The sequence below is a fragment of the Paraburkholderia sp. BGA-UO-ETr-F21 genome (genome assembly GCF_059567925.1).
This window is the reverse complement of record NZ_JCAQOY010000037.1, coordinates 100978-120142: the sequence shown is the minus strand read 5'-3', so window position 1 is coordinate 120142 and position 19165 is coordinate 100978. Positions and strand designations below refer to the sequence as shown.

The following is a 19165-nucleotide window of genomic DNA, read 5'->3' as shown; positions in this document are numbered from 1 at the left end:
CTAGTCCAGCCTCGATCGTCCGGTTAGCGCCGCGCCGAAGTCTCCCATTCATCCCAAGATTACCTCATTCGAAACGACCGCCTCGCGGGCGGCACGGCCACGTCACGTTCGGCTGCGCCGCCTGCGCTGCGCGATTTTGTGTCGAATGCGTCCGTCTCAAGCCTGCACCCGCCTCAGCGTTCCCCGCTCAGTATATCTACCGATACCTCGTGATTGCACCTCATGGTCTACTCATCACACCAGTAGAGAACTAAAAAAGTTCCACATCCATCCCACTGTTGGAGGAGGCGAAATGCAAACGGCAGAGCTTGAGTCGGTCGAACGATCGGCGATTCGTAAGGTAGCGATGCGTCTGGTGCCCTTCGTGGCGCTGATGTTTTTCATCAACTTTCTTGACCGCACCGCAATCTCCTTTGCCGGCCCCAACGGGATGAGCAAAGATCTCGGCCTGACAGCCGCGCAATTCGGACTGGCGGCAGGTGTGTTCTTCGTCGGCTACATCGTCCTCGAAATTCCGAGCAACCTTGCACTGCACAAGTTCGGCGCGCGTCGTTGGCTCGCGCGGATCATGGTGACGTGGGGCATTGTCGCGCTGTTGTTCACCTGGGTTAGCAGCATCCCGGGCCTCTACACGCTGCGCTTCCTGCTCGGCGTCGCGGAAGCTGGATTCTTCCCTGGTGCGATCCTCTTTCTGAGCATGTGGGTCCCCGCTCGACATCGCAGTCATATCCTCGCGCTGTTCTATCTCGCGCAGCCGCTCACCATCGTGATCGGGGCGCCGGTCGCGGCGCTTCTGATTGACGCACACGGCACGTTCGGCCTCGCGGGCTGGCGCATCATGTTCTTCGGCGTCGCGGTGCCGGCGATTCTGGTCGGCATCATTGCGTGGTTTTATCTCGCGGACCGACCGTCGCAGGCGAAGTGGCTCACACCGGCCGAGCAAAACTGGCTGACCGCGACGCTCGCCGAAGAAGAGCAGGCAAAAATCGCGTCAGCCCAGCCGCACACACTGCGGCCCGGCGCCGCGATGCTGAGCGGCCGGGTCTGGATGTTCGCCCTGATGTACTTCGGATTGATCTACGGACTCTACGCACTCGCATTCTTTCTGCCGACGATCATCGGCGGCTTCGAATCCCGTTTCGGCACCCATTTCAACGTATTTCAGAAGGGGCTGATTACAGCGATTCCCTATTTGCCCGCAGCACTCGCGCTCTTTCTGTGGAGCCGCGACGCCACGAAGCGCGGGGTGAAGGCGTGGCATATCGGCATTCCGGCGCTGATCGGCGCCGTCAGCATCCCGCTCGCGCTCTACATGCGTTCGCCCACGACGAGTATCGCGGTCGTCACGATCACCGCTTGCGCGATCTTCGCCGCGCTGCCGAACTTCTGGGCGTTGCCCGCGCGTTTCCTGTCGGGTGCGGCGGCAGCAGCGGGTATCGCGCTGATCAACACGATCGGCAATCTGGCGGGTTTCATGGCCCCTTACATCACCGGCCTCGTCAAGGATGCGACCGGCTCCTACCAGGCGCCCATGTTCATCGTCGGAGCGTTCCTGCTGATCTCGTCGGTGCTGGCGTTCGCGATTGGAACCAGTGCGCGTCAAGCGGCGAAGGACTCGACCGTACCCGTCGGGCTCCAGCCGCGATCCCATACCAAATAGCCGGTAGTCCTACCTGTTTCACAGTACAGCTCACACTGGAGATATCAACATGAATGAGAAAATTGCATTGTTCGGCGCAGGCGGAAAAATGGGCGTGCGCCTGTCCAGCAACCTCTTGAAGTCGGACTACCGCGTCGCGCACGTGGAGCCGGGAGCGGCGGGCCAGAAGCGCCTGAAGGATGAATTGGGCATCGAATGCGTCTCCGCCGATGCGGCGATCGACGGCGCCGACGTGGTGATTCTCGCCGTGCCCGACACGCTGATCGGCAAGCTCAGCCACGAAATCGCTCCCAAGCTGAAGCCCGGCACGATGGTCATGACGCTCGATGCCGCCGCGCCGTTCGCCGGGCATTTGCCGGATCGCAAGGATTTGACGTATTTCGTCGCCCACCCGTGTCATCCGCTGATTTTCAACGACGAAGCCGACTCGAACGCGCGCCGCGATTTCTTCGGCGGCGCATACGCCAAACAGTCGATCACGAGCGCGCTCATGCAAGGTCCGGAAGAAGCATTCGATCTCGGCGAAGAAGTCGCGAAAGTGATCTATCAGCCGATCCTGCGCTCGTATCGTTTGACGGTCGATCAGATGGCGATTCTCGAACCGGGCCTCTCCGAAACGGTCTGCGCGACGCTGCTCCAGGTGATGCGTGACGCAATGGACGAGACCGTCAAACGCGGCGTGCCCGAACAGGCTGCACGCGACTTCCTGCTCGGCCATATGAATATTCTCGGCGCGGTGATTTTCAACGAAATCCCCGGCGCTTTCTCCGACGCATGCAACAAGGCGATCGAATTCGGAAAGCCGCGCCTGATGCGCGATGACTGGAAGAAGGTGTTCGATCGCGACGAGATCGCGGAAAGCATCCGGCGCATTACCTGAAGCGCGCCAGCACTGCCTGACTGTGTCATTCAACAGAGGATCTCCATTGTGACCGAACGCATCCACGCCACTTACTGGCTCGAAACCGGAGTCGATCCGCAACTTGCCGCCGACGTGATCGCAGGCGAGCAATCGAGCGGCACCTTCATCGCTTTGCCCGGCGAAACACCGGAGTTGAAAGCGCGCTCGGGCGCACGGGTCGAAAAGCTCGACGTGCTCGACAAGGCCGACACACCGAGCCTGCCGGGCGGCATCGAATCGAAGGTCTACACGCGATGTGCGCTTGAACTGTCGTGGCCGATCGAGAACATGGGGCCTTCGTTGCCCAACCTGATGTCGACAATCGCGGGTAATCTCTTCGAATTGCGGCAGGTGTCGGGTTTGAGGCTGACGGGGCTCGCGCTGCCGCCTTCGTTTGCAAAGGCATATCCCGGGCCTGCGTTCGGCATCGAAGGCACGCGCAGGCTTGCCGGGGTCGAGCGCGGTCCGCTGATCGGCACGATCATCAAGCCGAGCGTCGGACTGTCACCTGAGGAGACCGCGCAGCAGGTACGCGAACTGGTCGCGGGTGGAATCGACTTCATCAAGGACGATGAGTTGCAAGGCGACGGCCCGCATTGTCCGTTCGATGAACGCGTGCGCGCCGTGATGCGCGTGGTCAACGAGCACGCCGATCGCACCGGCAAAAAGGCGATGGTCGCGTTCAACGTGACGGGCGATCTCGATCAGATGAAGCGGCGTCACGACCTCGTGCTCGCCGAAGGCGGAACCTGTGTGATGGCGGTGCTCAATTCGATCGGGCTCGTCGGCATGCACGAGTTGCGGCGTCACAGCCAGTTGCCGATTCATGCTCATCGCGCGGGCTGGGGGTATTTGTCGCGCAGCCCGGAACTCGGCTGGGACTACGCGCCGTGGCAGATGCTCTGGCGTCTCGCGGGCGCGGATCACCTGCACGTGAATGGCCTGCGCAACAAGTTCAGCGAACCGGACGACAGCGTGATTGCTGCGGCCCGCTCGGTGCTCGCGCCCGTGATGCCCGATGCGCCCATGCGCGCAATGCCGGTATTCAGCTCCGGACAGACCGGGCGTCAAGCGGCGGACACGTATGCGGCGATCGGTTGCGCCGACCTGATTCACACCGCGGGCGGGGGAATTTTCGGTCATCCGGATGGTGTCGCGGCAGGTGTCGAAGCGTTGCGCGAAGCGTGGGTGGCGGCAATCGAAGGCGTGCCACTCGAACGACAGGCCGAGCGCAATCCGGCGCTGCGCGCCGCCTTGGGATTCTGGTAATGAATGCGCCTACTTCGAACGATTGGCCCGCCGGGCTGCTGCTCGCCTATTACGGGGACGATTTCACCGGCTCGACCGATGCGATGGAAGCCATGGCCGCAGCGGGCGTACCGACGCTGCTGTGTCTCGACAAGCCAACGCCCGAACTGCTCGCACGCTTTCCCGGAGTTCGCTGCGTAGGCCTCGCGGGTTCGTCGCGCGGACGCAGCCCGCAATGGATGAACGACGCGCTGCCCGGCGCCTTCGCCAGTCTCGCCGCGCTCGGCGCGCCGATCCTGCAGTACAAGGTGTGCTCGACATTCGACTCGTCGCCGGAGACCGGCTCGATCGGACGCGCGATCGACATCGGCGTGAAGCACATGCGCGGCTCATGGTCGCCGATGATCGTCGGTGCGCCGCGGCTGAAGCGCTATCAGGCGTTTGGCAATCTGTTCGCCGCCGTCGGCGGAGTGGGTTTCCGTCTCGACCGCCATCCGACCATGTCGCGCCACCCCGTAACGCCGATGAACGAAGCCGATCTGCGCGTCCATCTCGGCCGGCAGACGGCGCGGAGGATCGAGTTGATCGACATGGTGCAATTGCGCAGCCTCGATGCAGCCGCGAGGCTGCGGGCGCTGGAGGGCGACGATACGCCAGTGGTCATGATCGACGTACTCGACGAAGAAACGCTCGCGGCCGCAGGAAAGCTCGTCTGGGAGCAGCGCGGCGATGGCGTGTTCAGCGCATCGTCGTCGGGGTTGCAATATGCACTCGCGTCACACTGGCGCGCGAGCGGCCTGCTGCCGCAAGCACCCGGCCTGCCCGCCGCCAGGCCGGTTGACGTCATCGCCGCGGTCAGTGGAAGTTGCTCACCTGTCACTGCTGGACAGATCCGCTGGGCACGCGCGAACGGTTTTCATGTCGAACGGCTCGATTTGCGCCGCGCCCTCGATCAACATGCGGGCGGTGCGGAAATCGACCGTGCCGTCGGCGTAGCGGTCGCTGCGATCGGACGTGGCCAGAGCATTGTCATACACAGCGCCGAGGGACCTGACGATCCCGCCGTACTGGAATTCAATGCCACGGCGGAAAGCGCCGGCTTGACACGTCAGGACGCCGCGCGCCGCGTCGGAGAAGCGCTCGCAGAAGTGATGCGGCGCCTGCTGGACCAGGCGGAGCTGTCGCGCGTCGTTGTGGCGGGCGGCGACAGTTCGGGTGAGGTCGCAAGCGCCCTCGGCATCTCCGCGCTGAGCGTGGCTGGCGGCCTCGCGCCGGGAGCACCGCTTTGCCGGGCCTGGTCGGACTTGCCACGGCGCGACGGGCTCGAGATTGTGTTGAAGGGCGGACAGATCGGCGAGGCCTCGTTCTTTGGCTCGGTGCGGACGGGTGCTGCGCTCGCGTGAAGCGCCCTTGGCCGCCTGCTTCCAACGCCAGGGACAGACGTGGTAATGTCAGCACACCACTCATTGCTAGCAGATATCACCATGGCTGAAACCATTCAGCGCCGGAAGCTTTACCAGGAAGTCCATGATCGCCTGATGGAGCGCATTCGCTCCGGCGCAATTGCACCCGGCGCCCAGCTACCGTCCGAGCGCGAATTGATGGAAATCTACGGCGTGGGGCGTCCGGCTATTCGAGAAGCGCTCCAGACGCTGGAGCGGTCCGGCATTGTTGAGATCGTGCACGGCGAGCGCGCGCGTGTTGTCGTGCCGACCGCCGAGCGGCTGATCGCGCAGATTGCCGGTGGCGCAATGCACCTGTTGCGCATCCAACCCGACATGCTGGAACATCTCAAGTCAGCGCGCCTGTTCCTCGAGACCGGAACGGCGCGCATGGCGGCCGAAAACGCCAGCGAGGAAGACGTTGCGCGCCTGCAGTTGAAAGTCGCGCAACAGCGCGCCTCGATGGTCAATCTCGACGAGTTCATTGAACGGGACATGGCGTTTCATCGCGAGATTGCCCACATTAGCGGCAACCCGATATTTCCGTCCATCGTCGAGTCGCTCTTTCGCTGGGCGAACGAGTATTACCGACCGCTCGTGCGAGCACCCGGAGCCGAGGAACTGACCTTGGCCGAACATCAGCGGATTGTTGACGCTATCGGGCGCGGCGACGGCGAAGGTGCCGCCGAGGCCATGCGTGCGCACCTGACCCGCGCGAACGAACTTTATAAGACCTTGATTCACACTTGAGGCGGAAGCGCTGTTTCGAAGACCGGCGCGTTCTCCCGGTTCGAGGCTCAGTGCAAATGGCCTGGCGTCTGGCCTGTCACGCGCCAGGCTGACGAAGATCGGCAGCCTATGCCCGGTGTTGCCGGGTTGGGCCGGCACTTCTTCATCAATTGCCTGCTGCGACGAGTTCAGGGTAGTCGATGTAGCCCTGTGCACCCGGCGTGTAAAACGTGTTCTTGTCCGGCGCGTTGAGCGGCGCGCCCGTACGGAAACGTTCCGGCAAATCCGGGTTGGCGAGGAATGCGCCGCCAAACACCGTCGCGTCAGCGCGTCCATCGGCCAGCAGTTTCTCCGCCGTTTCCTGGTTCAGGCCGCCGCCGACCAGATAGGCGCCTTCAAAACGCGGACGCAGCAGCGCGTGATAGTCGACCTTCGCGCCGAACAGCGCGACATGCAGATACGCCAGGTTGAAGCGGCGCACTTGATCGACCAGATAGGTGTAGGTTTCCTGCGGCGTTGCATCGGAGATATCGTTGAAATTCATTTCCGGAGAAATCTTCAACCCCACGCGCTCGCCACCGGCTTCCGCCACCATGGCTTCCAGCACTTCGAGAACGAAGCGGGCACGGTTGGCGATGGAGCCGCCGTATTCATCTTCACGATGGTTGCTGCCGGAAGACAGGAACTGTTCCGGCAGGTAGCCCGAAGCGGCATGCAATTCGACGCCATCGAAGCCGGCTTCCAGCGCGCGACGGGTGGCCGTGCGATATTCGTTCACGACACCGGCGATCTCGTCCAGACGCAGCGCCCGCGGCGTCACGAATTCCTCCATACCGTTGCTGGTCCAGGTCTGTCCTGCCGGCTTGATCGCGGACGGTGCAACGGGCCGCGCGCCGTCGACTTGCAGCGACGGATGCGAGATCCGGCCGCTGTGCATCAGTTGCATGAAGATACGACCACCGCGTGCATGCACGGCCTCGGTGACCTGCTTCCATGCGGCCACCTGCTCGTCGGTGTGAATACCGGGCGTGCGCACATAGCCTTTACCGGCTGCGGACGGAAACACGCCTTCGGTGATGATCAGACCTGCGCTGCTGCGCTGTGCATAGTAGGTGACGACGATGTCGTCCGGTACGCCCGCGTCATTGGCGCGGGAGCGGGTCATCGGCGCCATCACCATACGGTTGCGGATGGTCTGGCCGCCAATGCTGGCGGGGGTGAAAAGCTTGCTCATGTCGTGCTCCTCAGTGGTGATGCGTTTATCGGGTGCAACCATCATCCAACAAACCACCTACGGGATAAAGATGGCAAAATGGAAATCATTGAGCCATTTGTGGAGCAGTGAAGATGGAGTTTCTGAACGACATGGCGTTGTTCGTGGAAGTGGTGAAGGCGAAGAGCTTTCGTCGCGCGGCTGAAGCAATCGGAGTGCCGAATTCCACCCTGTCGCGGCGGATCAGCGCCCTTGAAAAGGCCATCGGATTGCGCCTGCTACATCGTACGACGCGCAAGATCGAGCTGACCGAGGCGGGCCAGCTCTACTTCGAGCGCTCGAAGCGCATCGTGGAAGAAGCAAGGCTTGCGCACGAACAACTCGGCGAGATGCTGGCGCAACCAGGAGGCGTCTTGCATGCATCGCTGCCGGTGGACTTTGCGAATATTTTCCTTGCGCCGCTGCTCGCAGAGTTCGCGCGTCGATATCCTGGCATCAGCTTCGAGTTCGACCTGACGCCCCGTCGCGTGGATCTGGTCACGGAGCACGTCGACGTCGCAATCCGCATGGGCGAACCACCGACCTCGAACCTGATCGCCCGGCAGCTCGCGCGGCTGCCGCGCTATCTCTATGCATCGCCGCGTTATATCGAACTATATGGCGAGCCGGCCGAGCCGCCCGATCTGATGCATCACGAGTGTCTGCGGCTCAGCCCCGCAGAGGTCAATGGGTGGTCCCTGCATCGTGGCGCGGAAAAGGTCGACATTGCGGTAGGAGGCCGGTTTCTGCTGAACAGCGTCGGCATGATCCGGCGTTTGGCCACACTCGATCTCGGTATCGCCGTGCTGTCGGAGGAAATCGCGGCCGACGACGTTGCCGCCGGCCTATTGCGCAGAGTGATGCCGGATTGGCAAGCGCCGTCTGTTCCTGTGTACGCGATCACGGAGACGCGGCTGCTACCGGCAAAGACCCAACGCTTTATCGAATTTCTGCGCGAGCAGTTCCTGCAGCAGTAAGGCGCACTACGCGCGTCTTCCGTAGCTCGTGGCGATACCGCTGGTTCGTCGCCCCTGAGGCAATCCGGCTCACCCTCCCCACAATCGGCTGGCCGCAGTCTCGCGGCGCAGTCGGTTCGTGGTCGTGCGCTCGATAAACCAATCGCTCATTCCCCTCACGGTCCCCGCGCTGGACACGCAGAGCAGAGGCCCGTTAGTGCTGAGCGTCTCCTGATCGACAAAGGCAATCATTGCTCCATTTATGGATCAATGATTGCCATTTACCCATCTTTATTTCCAAAGCAGTTTAATCAAAGATACGTCCATCGCATTCGCAAACGCATCTCGCTACCAAACTCAGGGCGCGACTGTGGCTTCGAATGATCGGATTTCGCCTGTCGGGTTATCCAGGTCGCGAAGGGCGAAACCAGGCGGCCAGGTGCGGAATTGACCGGCACGCCATTCGCTCCGCTCATCAATTTAAGGACTGCATCATGACTACGACCATGCGCATGCAACGCGCCAATCGTGGAAGCCATTTTCGTGCATATCGCTTGCATGGCGACGATCCCCTGCAGCTCGACCCGTTCATGGGTGTCGACCACGCATGGATGAGCGAGCCGACATTCCCGCCCCATCCCCATGCGGGCTTTTCCGCGGTGACCTACCTGTTCCTCGATTCAGAGACGGGCATTGCCAACCGTGACTCTCTGGGCAACAGCACGCTCATCGAGCCCGGCGGCCTGCACTGGACAGCCGGCGGAAGCGGTGTTGTCCACGAGGAAAATCCGGCGGTGTTCGGCAGTGCAACCCACCTGCTGCAAATCTTTGTCAACCTCCCGCGGGAACGGCAGAGCGCTGCGCCTTTTGCATTGAGCCTCGCGCCGCAAGACGTGCCCGTGGTGCAGCGCCCCGGCGTCAGGGTCCGCATCCCTTTGGGGAGCTTTGATGGCGTGAGCTCCCCGCTGACACCCCCGACGAAGGTGACGCTGCTGGACGTCAGCCTGGACGCGGGCGCTGAACTGACCATTCCAGTGGCCGCGGGCGAGCGCGCCTTCTTCATGCCAATCGTCGGCAGCGCCGCGCTGAACGGCAATGGCTTCGGCATCGACGACCTCGGTGCGCCAGTTGTGCCGCCCGTGACCGAAGCAGCAACCCACACCCTCGTTGCGAAAGCCGGCGGTGCGAAGGTCGCAGTCTTTATTGGACAGCCGCTGGGCCAGCCGGTCTATTCGAATGGCCCGATGGCGTTTGCCAACCGGGAGAGCTTGATGGCCGCTGCCGGCGCTTATCAACGTGGCGAAATGGGAAGACTGTAATCGCTCGCCACACCATTGGGGGCCAAGCCCCTGACCACCTAGGAGCTGAAACATGAAACCTGAACGATTCACCGCCGAGAATAGCGCTTTGCTCCTGATCGACCATCAGGTCGGCACGATGAAGCTCATCAAGAATATCGACCACCAACTCGCGGCCAAGCAATCGATTGCGCTGGCCAAGATGGCGAAAATTCTTAACCTGCCGACCGTCATTACGTCGAGCCAGGAAGATCGAGCCCAAGGCCCCATCCTTCCGGAGATCGCCGAGATCCTGCCCGAGCAGCATGCGCGGCGAATCAAGCGCCCCGGCGTCGTCAATGCGTGGGCCTATGGCGACTTCCGAGACGCGGTGCTGGCGACGGGTCGCAAGAATCTGATCATGGCGGGCGTCACGACCGACGTGTGTCTGATCTTCCCCGCGATCGACGCCGCTCTGGAAGGCTTCGCCGTACAGGCTGTGATGGACGCGTCAGGTTCGCCCAGCGACCTGTCGGAAGAGTTCTCACGTCAGCGGATGCACGATGCGGGCGTGGTGCTCACGGCCACCAATACGCTCATGGCCGAAATCGCCCAGGACTGGTCGACACCGACCGGACAACAGTTGATCAATCTGCTGTTCTCCGACGTGTTCCCAGCTCTTGGCGCCAGCATCTCCTGAGGCAGACATCGCGTTTGGGCGACTCAAGCGCAGCGGCGTTTCGCTCGATAAACGGGTTCGCACGGCGGACCCGTCGAATCACCCTCCGCCGCAAGGCAGCAGCGCCCGCTGTTAGCACTACTGGCCTACGCACTCAGGAAAATCGAATTCTCACACGCCACTCCCCGACTTCAATCGCAAGATGGATATCAATTACCCGAGATCGTAATCGTTGGAGATTCTCTCGCCGGTCTTACGCTTGCGCTCGCCTGCGCAACCGGGGGCATTCCGGTTCGCGTGGTTCGACGTCCACCGCGATGGGCTGCTTCAACGAACGGGAGGTCTGACACCCGAGGGCTACGTGGTGGGGACAATCGGACGCGGAAAAATTGATGCAGAGGTTCGTGCCGAACTGGTCGACGTACTTGCTCAACTCGACCCGCCTAAGGCTCCGCGTGCCGACCTGGATCCCGAGCGCTATCTTTCTCGCGTGAACAATGAACACTCGGACATGACGAAGCCATTGCGCGTGGTGAGTCCGAAGGCGCCCGCGCAGCGATGCGTATGCATCTGATCCATAGTCGCGACCGCGTCTGGTCGAACTCTGTCTGATACCGACGCGTGCCAGAACTCTCAAACCTCACATCGCGCGGAGAATCGAAATTACCTATGTCATGACGCGAGATGCGATCCGCGTGCGCTACGCGACCCCTGCGCTGCGATGGATCGAACGCTACCCGGGGCCTTCAGCGATGCTGGCCTTTATTCTGTGCCTCGAACTCGTTACGCAGTTCGACGAACTGCGCAGGGTGGCGAGCAGTGTGCTCAAATATCTATGAACCACGCGTTGCGGTGCGGCGCTGGGAGCCTATTCGGTGGCGGCGGCGCCCGAGCGAGTCATCTTATCGAAGCCAGGTTCATGCGCGTTTGCGCGTCGGCCGATAGTTATTCGGCCGCAGTGGATCGCTTTCAACTCATTTAGGCGACGCTGGAACCAGTCCGTACCCGGACATCACAGCGATAAGCTTCGCGCGGTCGGGCGGCTCACCCGCATTGACCATGGCTCCGACGTCGCGGAAATACTGGGCGCCGATGTCGGGCGTAAGGATGATCAAGGCACGCGCCGCGTCACCGTGTGGGTTGCTGAATTGATGGACCGATCCGCGTCGGGAATGCATCCATTGTCCTTGGGCCAGATCCCGGACTACGCCATCAACAGAGTATCGAAGCACGCCCTCCAGCACATACACGCACTCCTCATTATGTGTATGACTGTGAGGTGGAGGAACGCTCGAACCAGCAGGCACCGTCAACTCGAATACGCCCAACCCGCCTGTGCCGGCTCCATCAATCAGGTACCGAATCGTCAGACGACCGACAGTGATCGGCTCGCCTGGGTCCGCGTTGTCAACAGTCATTTAAGTTTTCTCCCGTCTGAGGATTCGCGCCGGCCGCAACACTACGAGTGTAGGCCGGAGACACGCCGCTTGCAGCGGTTCCCTGACCGAATGTCCGACATTGGGCAGCACTTAAGCGGCTGGACTTAGCTTCATACGATGACTAGGCTTAAGAACGTCGCGCCGCCTGCCGTGGCACCCGGCGCTTCGACACACGTGTCCGCCGGAGGCATCGATGCCAAGTACACCAAACGTGGATCAGCAGGGACCGGGCGCCGACGTCAAGTATCAGCCCGCACCCACCCCTGAGCGACTTTTGCAACTGGGCATGGGATTCTGGGCGTCGAAGACGTTGCTGTCCGCGGTCGAACTCGGTGTGTTCACGCGCCTCGCGAGCGGTCCGACCGATGCGGCGCAACTCATTGAGGCGCTCGGATTGCATCCGAGATCGGCCCTCGATTTTCTCGACGCGCTGGTTGCATTGAATCTGCTGGAACGCGAAGCCGGGATATACCGCAATACGCCGGAGGCCGGGCTCTTTCTGGACACCACCAAGCCTGGTTACGTGGGCGGACTACTGGAAATGGCCAACGCCCGGCTGTATCCGTTCTGGGGCTCGCTGACAGAAGCGCTTCGCACCGGGCGGCCACAGAACGAGGCAAAGCAAGGCGGCAACCTGTTTGACGCGATCTATCACGACGAAGCAGGCCTGCGGCGTTTCCTGCGAGCAATGACCGGAGTCAGTCTTGGGGCGGCCAAGGCGATTGCGCAGAAATTCCCCTGGAAGAATTACGGTACTTTCATCGACATTGGCACGGCACAAGGCGCGCTACCTGTGCAGATCGCGCTCGCTCATGCTCACCTGCTCGGCGGCGGTTTCGATCTACCGGAAGTGGGCCCGGTATTTAACGAGTACGTGACCTTGCACGGCTTGCAGGAACGGGTGCGGTTCCATGCGGGCAACTTTTTCAAGGAGCCTTGCCCTGCAGCAGACGTGCTTGTGATGGGACACATCCTCCATGACTGGAATCTCGAAGAGAAACTCGAACTGCTGGCGAAGTGTTACGCGGCGCTGCCTCCCGGGGGGTGTCTGATCGTCTACGACGCGGTGATCGACGATGATCGCAGGCAGAATGCATTCGGTCTGCTGATGAGCCTGAACATGCTTATCGAGACCCCCGGCGGTTTCGACTATACGGGTGCGCAGTGTTGTGCGTGGATGAAGGAAGTCGGCTTCTCAGAGACACGCGTCGAGCCTCTCGCCGGCCCGGATTCCATGGTGATTGGAACCCGGTAGGAGCGGATTTGGCGCCCCCGCCGCCATTTACCGAAGCGTGGAGCGACGCCACGATGCTGGCCGGCCGCCCACGCTCCGGTCCCTGCCGCTCATGGTCCCGCTCCGTAGAAACCCCATTTCAGAACGAAAATCGCGCGTGTTGCGCGAATAGCGCTCATATTATGCTGACTGCCGTTGTCGAGCATCCATCGACAGCGTAACTTCCTTACATCCCTGATCGCTCTGCGGACCAATGCCGATTTAAGGCTCGTGTCGCGTCGCAAGCGAAGCAAGTCATGCCGGTCGATGTCGGGATGCACATTCAATATTACTGATCGAATGTGCCGGCTGAAGCGGTGAAGCCGGCGCGATCGAAGCGAAGCGTTTTCGCTGACGAGCAGGGCGCAATCCCACCGCGATCAAATATCAATATTGGAGACAGACATGGCTGGCAGCCCCACCGAACACGAGCCGCATGGCACCCATCAGACAAGGAAGGCAACCGCGAGCGGCTGGATCGGCTCGGCGCTCGAGTACTACGACTTCTTTATCTACGCGACCGCAGCATCGCTGATTTTCCCGCAGCTGTTCTTCCCCTCAGGCAACCCGAAGATCGCGATCGTGGCGTCACTGGCGACCTACGGCGTGGGATATGTCGCGCGGCCGATTGGCGCCTTCTTTCTCGGACACTGGGGCGACACGAAAGGTCGCAAGAACGTCCTGCTGGTTTGCATGTTTCTGATGGGCTTCTCGACAATGGCCGTCGGCCTGCTGCCGACTTACCACCAGGTCGGCCTGCTCGCACCGGTGCTGCTGGTTGCGCTGCGCCTGATTCAGGGCTTCGCGGTGGCCGGCGAGATCTCCGGCGCCAGTTCGATGATTCTCGAGCACGCGCCATTCGGCCGGCGCGGTTACTACTCGAGCTTTACGCTGCAGGGCGTGCAGGCCGGCCAGATTCTCGCTGCGGCCGTGTTCCTTCCACTCGCCCACTACATGCCTGAAGACGCGTTCAATGCCTGGGGCTGGCGCATTCCGTTCCTGCTGAGCGCAATCGTTCTGGTGGCGGGCTACATCATCCGTCGCGAGGTGAAAGAAACGCCGGCCTTCGCGACCGAAGGCGCCGTGCCGCGCTCGCCGATTGTCGAAGCCTTCAAGTTTAACTGGAAGGAGATGCTGGTCGTCGTGTGCTGTGCGTTGATGAACGTCATTCCGGTGGTCACGACGATTTTTGGCGCGGCCTACGCGGTTCAGCCGTCGTACGGGATCGGCTTCCATAAAAGCGTCTACCTGTGGATTCCAGTGCTCGGCAACATCGTGGCAGTGCTCGTGATTCCGATTGTCGGCAATCTGTCCGACAAGATCGGCCGACGTCCGCTGATTATCGGCGGCGCGCTCGGTTCAGGGCTGCTGTCGTTCGGTTATCTCTACGCGATCAGCATCCATAACGTGCCATTGGCGATCGTGATGTCGATACTCATGTGGGGCGTGATCTATCAGGGCTATAACGCCGTTTTCCCGAGCTTTTACCCCGAACTCTTCCCCACGCGCTCCCGGGTTTCGGCAATGGCGATTTCGCAAAACATCGGCACCACGATCACGGCGCTGCTGCCGGCTCTTTTCGCAACCGTCGCGCCTCCGGGATCGACCAACATCCCCGTGACGATCGGTGCGATCACGTTCGGCGTCACGATTATTTCGGCAATTGCTGCATATAGCGTTCGGGAAACGTACCGGATTCACCTGAACGACCTTGGCCAGCGGAGCGCGGAGCCTGTCGACAAGGAGGACTACAAGCGGATGCGCGAGCAGACCCTGTCCGGCCCGAAAGCCGCGTAGCAATCGAGCATCCGGATGCAAACGCCGGTGCCCGGCATTCATCGTCCGGGGCTGGCTTGCATCAAGAGATCACGCAATGAAGTTGGGCGCGCAACGATTGGATTAGCCCGCTGAACGGGACGGCGCACCACCGGTTAGGCAGTCGCGCTGTCACTGTCGGTTCGCCAGCCTGGCGGGCCGGCCACAACGATTTGTATGGAGCGTCCCTCATGAATCAGCCTTGCATTATCTCCGTCGCCATTACCGGTTCAGTGCCGCGCAAGAAGGACAACCCGGCTGTGCCGGTCACCATTGCTGAACAGATTGAAAGCACTCACGAAGCTTATGAAGCCGGCGCGACGCTCGTGCACCTGCATGTGCGCGACGAGCAGGAAAACTCCAGTTCCGACCGGTCGAGCTTCGCGAAGCTTCAGGAAGGCATCCGCAAGCACTGTCCCGACATCATCATCCAGTTTTCGACGGGCGGCCGCGGCCGTTCGTTCGAGCAGCGCGGCGCGATGCTCGATCTGCGTCCGGACATGGCGTCACTCGCAACGGGCTCGGTCAACTTTCCGACGACCGTCTACGAAAATCCGCCGGATTTCGTGCGCTCGCTGGCAAAGATGATGCTCGACTACGACGTCAAGCCGGAAATCGAAATCTTCGATCTGGCGATGTTGTACAGCACCGTCGACCTGGTCGGGCTCGGCCTGCTGAAATCGCCCGTGCACGTGCAATTCGTAATGGGCGTGAAGAACGCCCTGCCCGCGCGACGCGAGATCCTGGAGTTCGAGGTGCAGCAACTCAAGGCGCTACTGCCCGATGCAACGTGGACGGCTGCCGGTATCGGGCGGCATCAACTCGAGGTGAATCACTGGACCCTGCAAATGGGCGGCCATTGCCGCACAGGTCTCGAAGACAACGTCCGCTGGGACAAGGACACGCTCGCGAAGAGCAATGCGCAACTGGTGGCACGGGTAGCGTCGTTGTGCGGCGAGTATGGGCGGCCGGTAGCGAGCGCCAAACAGGCGCGCGAACTGCTGCATTTGCCGGCCTTGTAGGGCGACGCCGCGCTCCGCCGGCATCCGCTCGGCTGGCTCACCCGTTTTGTTTTTCGGCGTTAGGTAATGGTGATCGTGCCGCCTTGCGCCCGATTTCATGCGCCCCGTGAAAACCATTACGATTCAAGGCTCTAGCGCGTTCACCAAGTAGTTATCAACACCCTCTTCAACAATATCTGGGGATAAGTCGGGCGAAGAGCGTGATCGAGCCGTAACGGCCGCCCTCATGGGGCGGCATGGCCGGCTGCCGGCACAGGTTTGAACATCCACCCTTTTCTCGCCGAACCGCACCCGCTAACCGTAATCGTCTGCTCCTTAAAAAAGGGCCGGACGGCGCCTCGCCGATGCCCGTGGGGTTGCCGATACGGGCATTACGCTGGGCCACCCAATGTCTTCACCTTTTTCTATCAAAACTCGCATGCGATTAAGTCTTATGCGATTGACACGAAGAACATCTCCGCTCATCATGCAACGCATGCGATTACATCGCATACGATTTACTACAGACAACGCCCTCTCTTACCAAGGAAACCTATCATGACCAAGATTGAAAACGTCCTCTTCTCAGGCAGCAGCCACGCCGCGATCAATCGCGCCCCAAACGTTCAGCCCGGTGAGCACGGCGCGCTCGACCTCAAGCTCTCAGCGCCCGACGATGAAGGCCGCGAGTTCATTGCCACCGGACTGCACCCGAGAGCCGAGCAATTGTTTTCGGGCGCGTGGTCGGCCTGTTATATCAGCGCCTTCGAGATTGCAGCCACGCTGAAGAAGGTCACGCTGCCGACCGACTATTCGGTGGACATCCAAGTGAGCATTGGGGAGACCGGTGCGGCGTGGTGCCTTGGCGCACAGTTCACCATTCGCGCGCCGGGTCTGGCAACGCAAGCCGTCGAGGCAATCGCGCACCTGGCTCATCAAATCTGTCCGTACTCGAAGGCTGTGCACGGCAACATCGAGGTCGGCTTGAGCGTTGTCACGGCGTAATCGGTCAACGCACGAGTCTCATTCACACCCCATATATATCGCACGCGATTCAATCGCTCACAATCCAAATACACTCAACCCCTATTCACGAAGGAATTCATCATCGAAAAGATCGAAAAAGTCCTCGCCTCAGGCAACACCCACGCTACGGTGAATCGCGATCCCAACCTCCAGCGCGGCGAGTTTGGTGTCTTCAACCTCGAGTTGTCCGCACCCGGTCTTGAAAGCCTCGCGTTCGTCGCCACCGAACCACATCCGAGAGCCGAGCAGTTGTTTGCCGGCGCGTGGTCGGCCTGTTACACCACCGTGCTCGGAATGGCGGCCTCGATGAAGAAGGTCACGCTACCGTCCGACTATTCCGTGGACATTCAGGTCGATATTGGGCAGACGGGGCCCGCGTGGTTCCTTGGCGCGCAGTTCACCATCCGCGCGCCAGGCCTGGAAAAGGAAGTAGTCGAGGCAATCGCGCGCCTCGCTCATCAGATCTGCCCTTACTCGAAGTCAGTGCGCGGCAACATCGAAATCGCCATGAACATCGTCACGGTGTGATCGGATAAGGCTTCGCTTGGTCGTCGCGCATCTTTACCCCCCAATGCGCGACGCCCGCAACCTCGATTCGCCAGCAGCCCGGATGCATGCTCCAAAAGATCTTCGGCATCGCTCGATTGACATCCGCGCGTCAAGGCGTCACGCACCGAGGAGCCTCATGCACGACCCGCAGCGATCTGCATGCAGTGACAGACGACATTTCGCTTCAGAGCGATAAAATCGTATGCGAGGTATTATTTCCCTTTGCGAAACATGGCTCCTGCGCCAGAGAGGATGCAAATGAAAACGACGAACCAGGCACCCATTGCGGCCGCACCGCTCTCCGACTATCTGTGCTTTGCGGTCTATTCCGCGAACCTGGCCTTCGGCAAGGCGTATAAGCCGATCTTGGAAGAACTTGGAATCACTTATACGCAGTACATCACGATCATTGCACTATGGGAGGAGGATCACCAGACCGTCAGTGGTCTGGGCGAAAAGCTGTTTCTCGAATCCAATACCCTCACGCCGATCCTGAAGAAACTCGAGGGATTGGGCTATCTGGAAAGGCAGCGCGATCCCGAAGACGAGCGCCAGGTGAGGATCAGTCTCACGAAAGACGGTCGACGGTTACGCGAAAAGGCTCTCAAGATGAGCCTCATCGAGGCGACGGGCCTTGCGCCCGACGAATTCGCGAAAATCCAGAAGGCGATTGTGACGCTACGAAACAATCTCATCAATGCAGTCAAGACCGACGAGTAAGGGTTGAGCGGCCCGAGTACCGCAATCCTTTTCCCGCCGTGGCCGATCGAAAAGCTCAGTGGCCGTTGCACAGTCGGACCGGTGGCCTCAGTCGAAGACCGCATGTCTATCTTGCGTCAAAGGCGCTTTGCCTCACTCCAACCGGAGGCGGATGCGCCTCATGCAAATGGTCACGATGGGCACGCCGACTGCCTATTGCCGTTCAGAAGCGCAGCGCGTTGACATGACCTGCCAATCCGGCAGTCAACGTGTCGAGCCTCGCACGCGATCGATCTGATCGTTGAGTCGCGCGACAGAATTGGCGAGAAACGCGACTCTGGCGTCGAGACGGGAAAGAAGCAGCGTCGCGATAAGAATTGCGAACGCAAACGTAATGACAGCGGCCGCGAGCCATTGAGGCTTCACGCCGTTCGCTGCGCCGCAAATCGAGCCAACGGGGAAATTCGCCGCGGCCATGCCGGTGTAGTGCATACCCGCGATGGCAATCCCCATGACACAGGCCGCACCAATGCGCTTGGGCATCACATGGTTCTGATCTGCACCGCGCAGTGTGTTCGCGAGCCACAGCGCCGCAGTAGACGCTGCGATTGCAATGAAAATCGAGCCGGTAAAGATTCTGGGTTCGTAGCGAATCGCCGGATTCATCAGCATCGCGGCCATTCCCATGTAATGCATGCCGGCAATACCTAATCCCATGAGAACCCCACCCGCCAGCAAATGAAACAGCCTCAGACGTTCCCGCGTGACGACATGCAACGCAAACCACGAGACGATCACCGCAATCGCGAGCGAGTAAAAGGTTATAGTGAAATCGTAACCAATCGGAATATCCATGGAAAACGACAGCATGCCGATGAAGTGCATGGACCAAATGCCAACGCCCATTGCCAGGGCGCCGGCGGCCAGCCATAGTTGCCGGGCACGAACGTAAGCCAGAATGGAAAGCCGGTCTGCGAGATCGATTGCCGTAAACGAAGCAAGCGTCGCGACGATAAGGGAAACGGCGACTAACCCAAGGTTATAGTTGCTTTGCATAGATTGGGGGCTCTTTCACAAGAGCTCGATTAGTGGTTATCAAGAGCCTCACGCGGCCTCTCTGCCGACGAAGACTGGGCTCTGCATTCGCACTGGCCTGTGCGCTTATAAATCCATTCTGAGTATTTTTAGCCGCTTGAGCATCCGCGACGGTGTCAATTCT

Annotated in this window: 17 protein-coding genes and 1 pseudogene; 15 read left to right on the top strand and 3 right to left on the bottom strand. The window is 60.8% G+C overall.

Features of this window, described 5'->3' with window-relative positions:
• Nucleotides 1-292 precede the first annotated feature (292 nt).
• The 5 genes from AC57B1_RS24185 (at nt 293) to AC57B1_RS24165 (ending at nt 6001) form a co-directional block, all read left to right on the top strand.
• A complete protein-coding gene (locus AC57B1_RS24185) occupies nt 293-1660 on the top strand; it encodes an MFS transporter (protein ID WP_408351878.1) in 1368 nt (455 codons plus the stop codon).
• Between the two features lie 49 nt (nt 1661-1709).
• Nucleotides 1710-2540 carry a phosphogluconate dehydrogenase C-terminal domain-containing protein gene (locus AC57B1_RS24180; protein WP_408351881.1) on the top strand — a complete coding sequence of 277 codons (831 nt, stop codon included), beginning with the start codon at nt 1710-1712 and terminating at the stop codon, nt 2538-2540.
• A 48-nt stretch (nt 2541-2588) separates the two neighbouring features.
• Complete coding sequence (locus tag AC57B1_RS24175; protein ID WP_408351884.1) at nt 2589-3830, top strand: ribulose-bisphosphate carboxylase large subunit family protein; 1242 nt, start codon at nt 2589-2591, stop codon at nt 3828-3830.
• Nucleotides 3830-5212 carry a 3-oxo-isoapionate kinase OiaK gene (gene oiaK, locus AC57B1_RS24170; RefSeq protein ID WP_408351887.1) on the top strand — a complete coding sequence of 461 codons (1383 nt, stop codon included), beginning with the start codon at nt 3830-3832 and terminating at the stop codon, nt 5210-5212. Before AC57B1_RS24175 ends, oiaK begins: the two co-directional genes overlap by 1 nt.
• An 81-nt stretch (nt 5213-5293) precedes the next feature.
• Entirely contained in the window at nt 5294-6001 is a 708-nt protein-coding gene (locus tag AC57B1_RS24165; protein ID WP_408351890.1) for a transcriptional regulator NanR, read from the top strand.
• 145 nt (nt 6002-6146) lie between these two features.
• On the opposite strand, the gene AC57B1_RS24160 is transcribed toward AC57B1_RS24165, so the two are convergent.
• The gene (locus AC57B1_RS24160) at nt 6147-7214 is read right to left on the bottom strand and encodes an alkene reductase (RefSeq protein ID WP_496418925.1); all 1068 of its coding nucleotides are present in this window, start codon (nt 7212-7214) and stop codon (nt 6147-6149) included.
• Between the two features lie 113 nt (nt 7215-7327).
• Here AC57B1_RS24160 and AC57B1_RS24155 point away from each other — a divergent pair, with 113 nt between their 5' ends.
• From AC57B1_RS24155 to AC57B1_RS24140, 4 genes and pseudogenes are all read left to right on the top strand, one after another.
• Entirely contained in the window at nt 7328-8209 is an 882-nt protein-coding gene (locus AC57B1_RS24155) for a LysR family transcriptional regulator (protein WP_496418924.1), read from the top strand.
• Nucleotides 8210-8682: 473 nt separating this feature from the next.
• Nucleotides 8683-9507, top strand: coding sequence for a pirin family protein (locus tag AC57B1_RS24150; RefSeq protein WP_408351899.1), 825 nt, complete (start codon nt 8683-8685; stop codon nt 9505-9507).
• Between the two features lie 52 nt (nt 9508-9559).
• A complete protein-coding gene (locus tag AC57B1_RS24145) occupies nt 9560-10165 on the top strand; it encodes an isochorismatase family protein (protein WP_496418923.1) in 606 nt (201 codons plus the stop codon).
• Between the two features lie 635 nt (nt 10166-10800).
• A pseudogene (locus AC57B1_RS24140) lies at nt 10801-10983 on the top strand (phosphatase PAP2 family protein); the annotation flags it as partial.
• Between the two features lie 135 nt (nt 10984-11118).
• On the opposite strand, the gene AC57B1_RS24135 reads toward AC57B1_RS24140, so the two are convergent.
• On the bottom strand, nt 11119-11562 hold the full coding sequence (locus AC57B1_RS24135) for a cupin domain-containing protein (RefSeq protein WP_496418922.1): 444 nt from the start codon (nt 11560-11562) through the stop codon (nt 11119-11121).
• Between the two features lie 214 nt (nt 11563-11776).
• On the opposite strand from AC57B1_RS24135, the gene AC57B1_RS24130 reads away from it, so the two are divergent.
• From AC57B1_RS24130 to AC57B1_RS24105, 6 genes are all read left to right on the top strand, one after another.
• A complete protein-coding gene (locus AC57B1_RS24130; protein ID WP_496418921.1) occupies nt 11777-12838 on the top strand; it encodes a methyltransferase in 1062 nt (353 codons plus the stop codon).
• 423 nt (nt 12839-13261) lie between these two features.
• Entirely contained in the window at nt 13262-14653 is a 1392-nt protein-coding gene (locus tag AC57B1_RS24125; RefSeq protein ID WP_408351911.1) for an MFS transporter, read from the top strand.
• A gap of 209 nt (nt 14654-14862) precedes the next feature.
• Nucleotides 14863-15693 (top strand): 3-oxoadipate:acetyl-CoA acetyltransferase, encoded by an 831-nt coding sequence (locus tag AC57B1_RS24120; RefSeq protein ID WP_408351914.1) that lies wholly within the window; start codon nt 14863-14865, stop codon nt 15691-15693.
• Between the two features lie 537 nt (nt 15694-16230).
• On the top strand, nt 16231-16677 hold the full coding sequence (locus AC57B1_RS24115; RefSeq protein WP_496418920.1) for an Ohr family peroxiredoxin: 447 nt from the start codon (nt 16231-16233) through the stop codon (nt 16675-16677).
• A 102-nt stretch (nt 16678-16779) separates the two neighbouring features.
• Nucleotides 16780-17226, top strand: coding sequence for an OsmC family protein (locus tag AC57B1_RS24110; RefSeq protein WP_496419318.1), 447 nt, complete (start codon nt 16780-16782; stop codon nt 17224-17226).
• Nucleotides 17227-17505: 279 nt separating this feature from the next.
• The gene (locus tag AC57B1_RS24105) at nt 17506-17967 is read left to right on the top strand and encodes a MarR family winged helix-turn-helix transcriptional regulator (protein ID WP_496418919.1); all 462 of its coding nucleotides are present in this window, start codon (nt 17506-17508) and stop codon (nt 17965-17967) included.
• Nucleotides 17968-18210: 243 nt separating this feature from the next.
• On the opposite strand, the gene AC57B1_RS24100 is transcribed toward AC57B1_RS24105, so the two are convergent.
• Nucleotides 18211-19002 carry an MHYT domain-containing protein gene (locus AC57B1_RS24100; RefSeq protein ID WP_496418918.1) on the bottom strand — a complete coding sequence of 264 codons (792 nt, stop codon included), beginning with the start codon at nt 19000-19002 and terminating at the stop codon, nt 18211-18213.
• Nucleotides 19003-19165 lie beyond the last annotated feature (163 nt).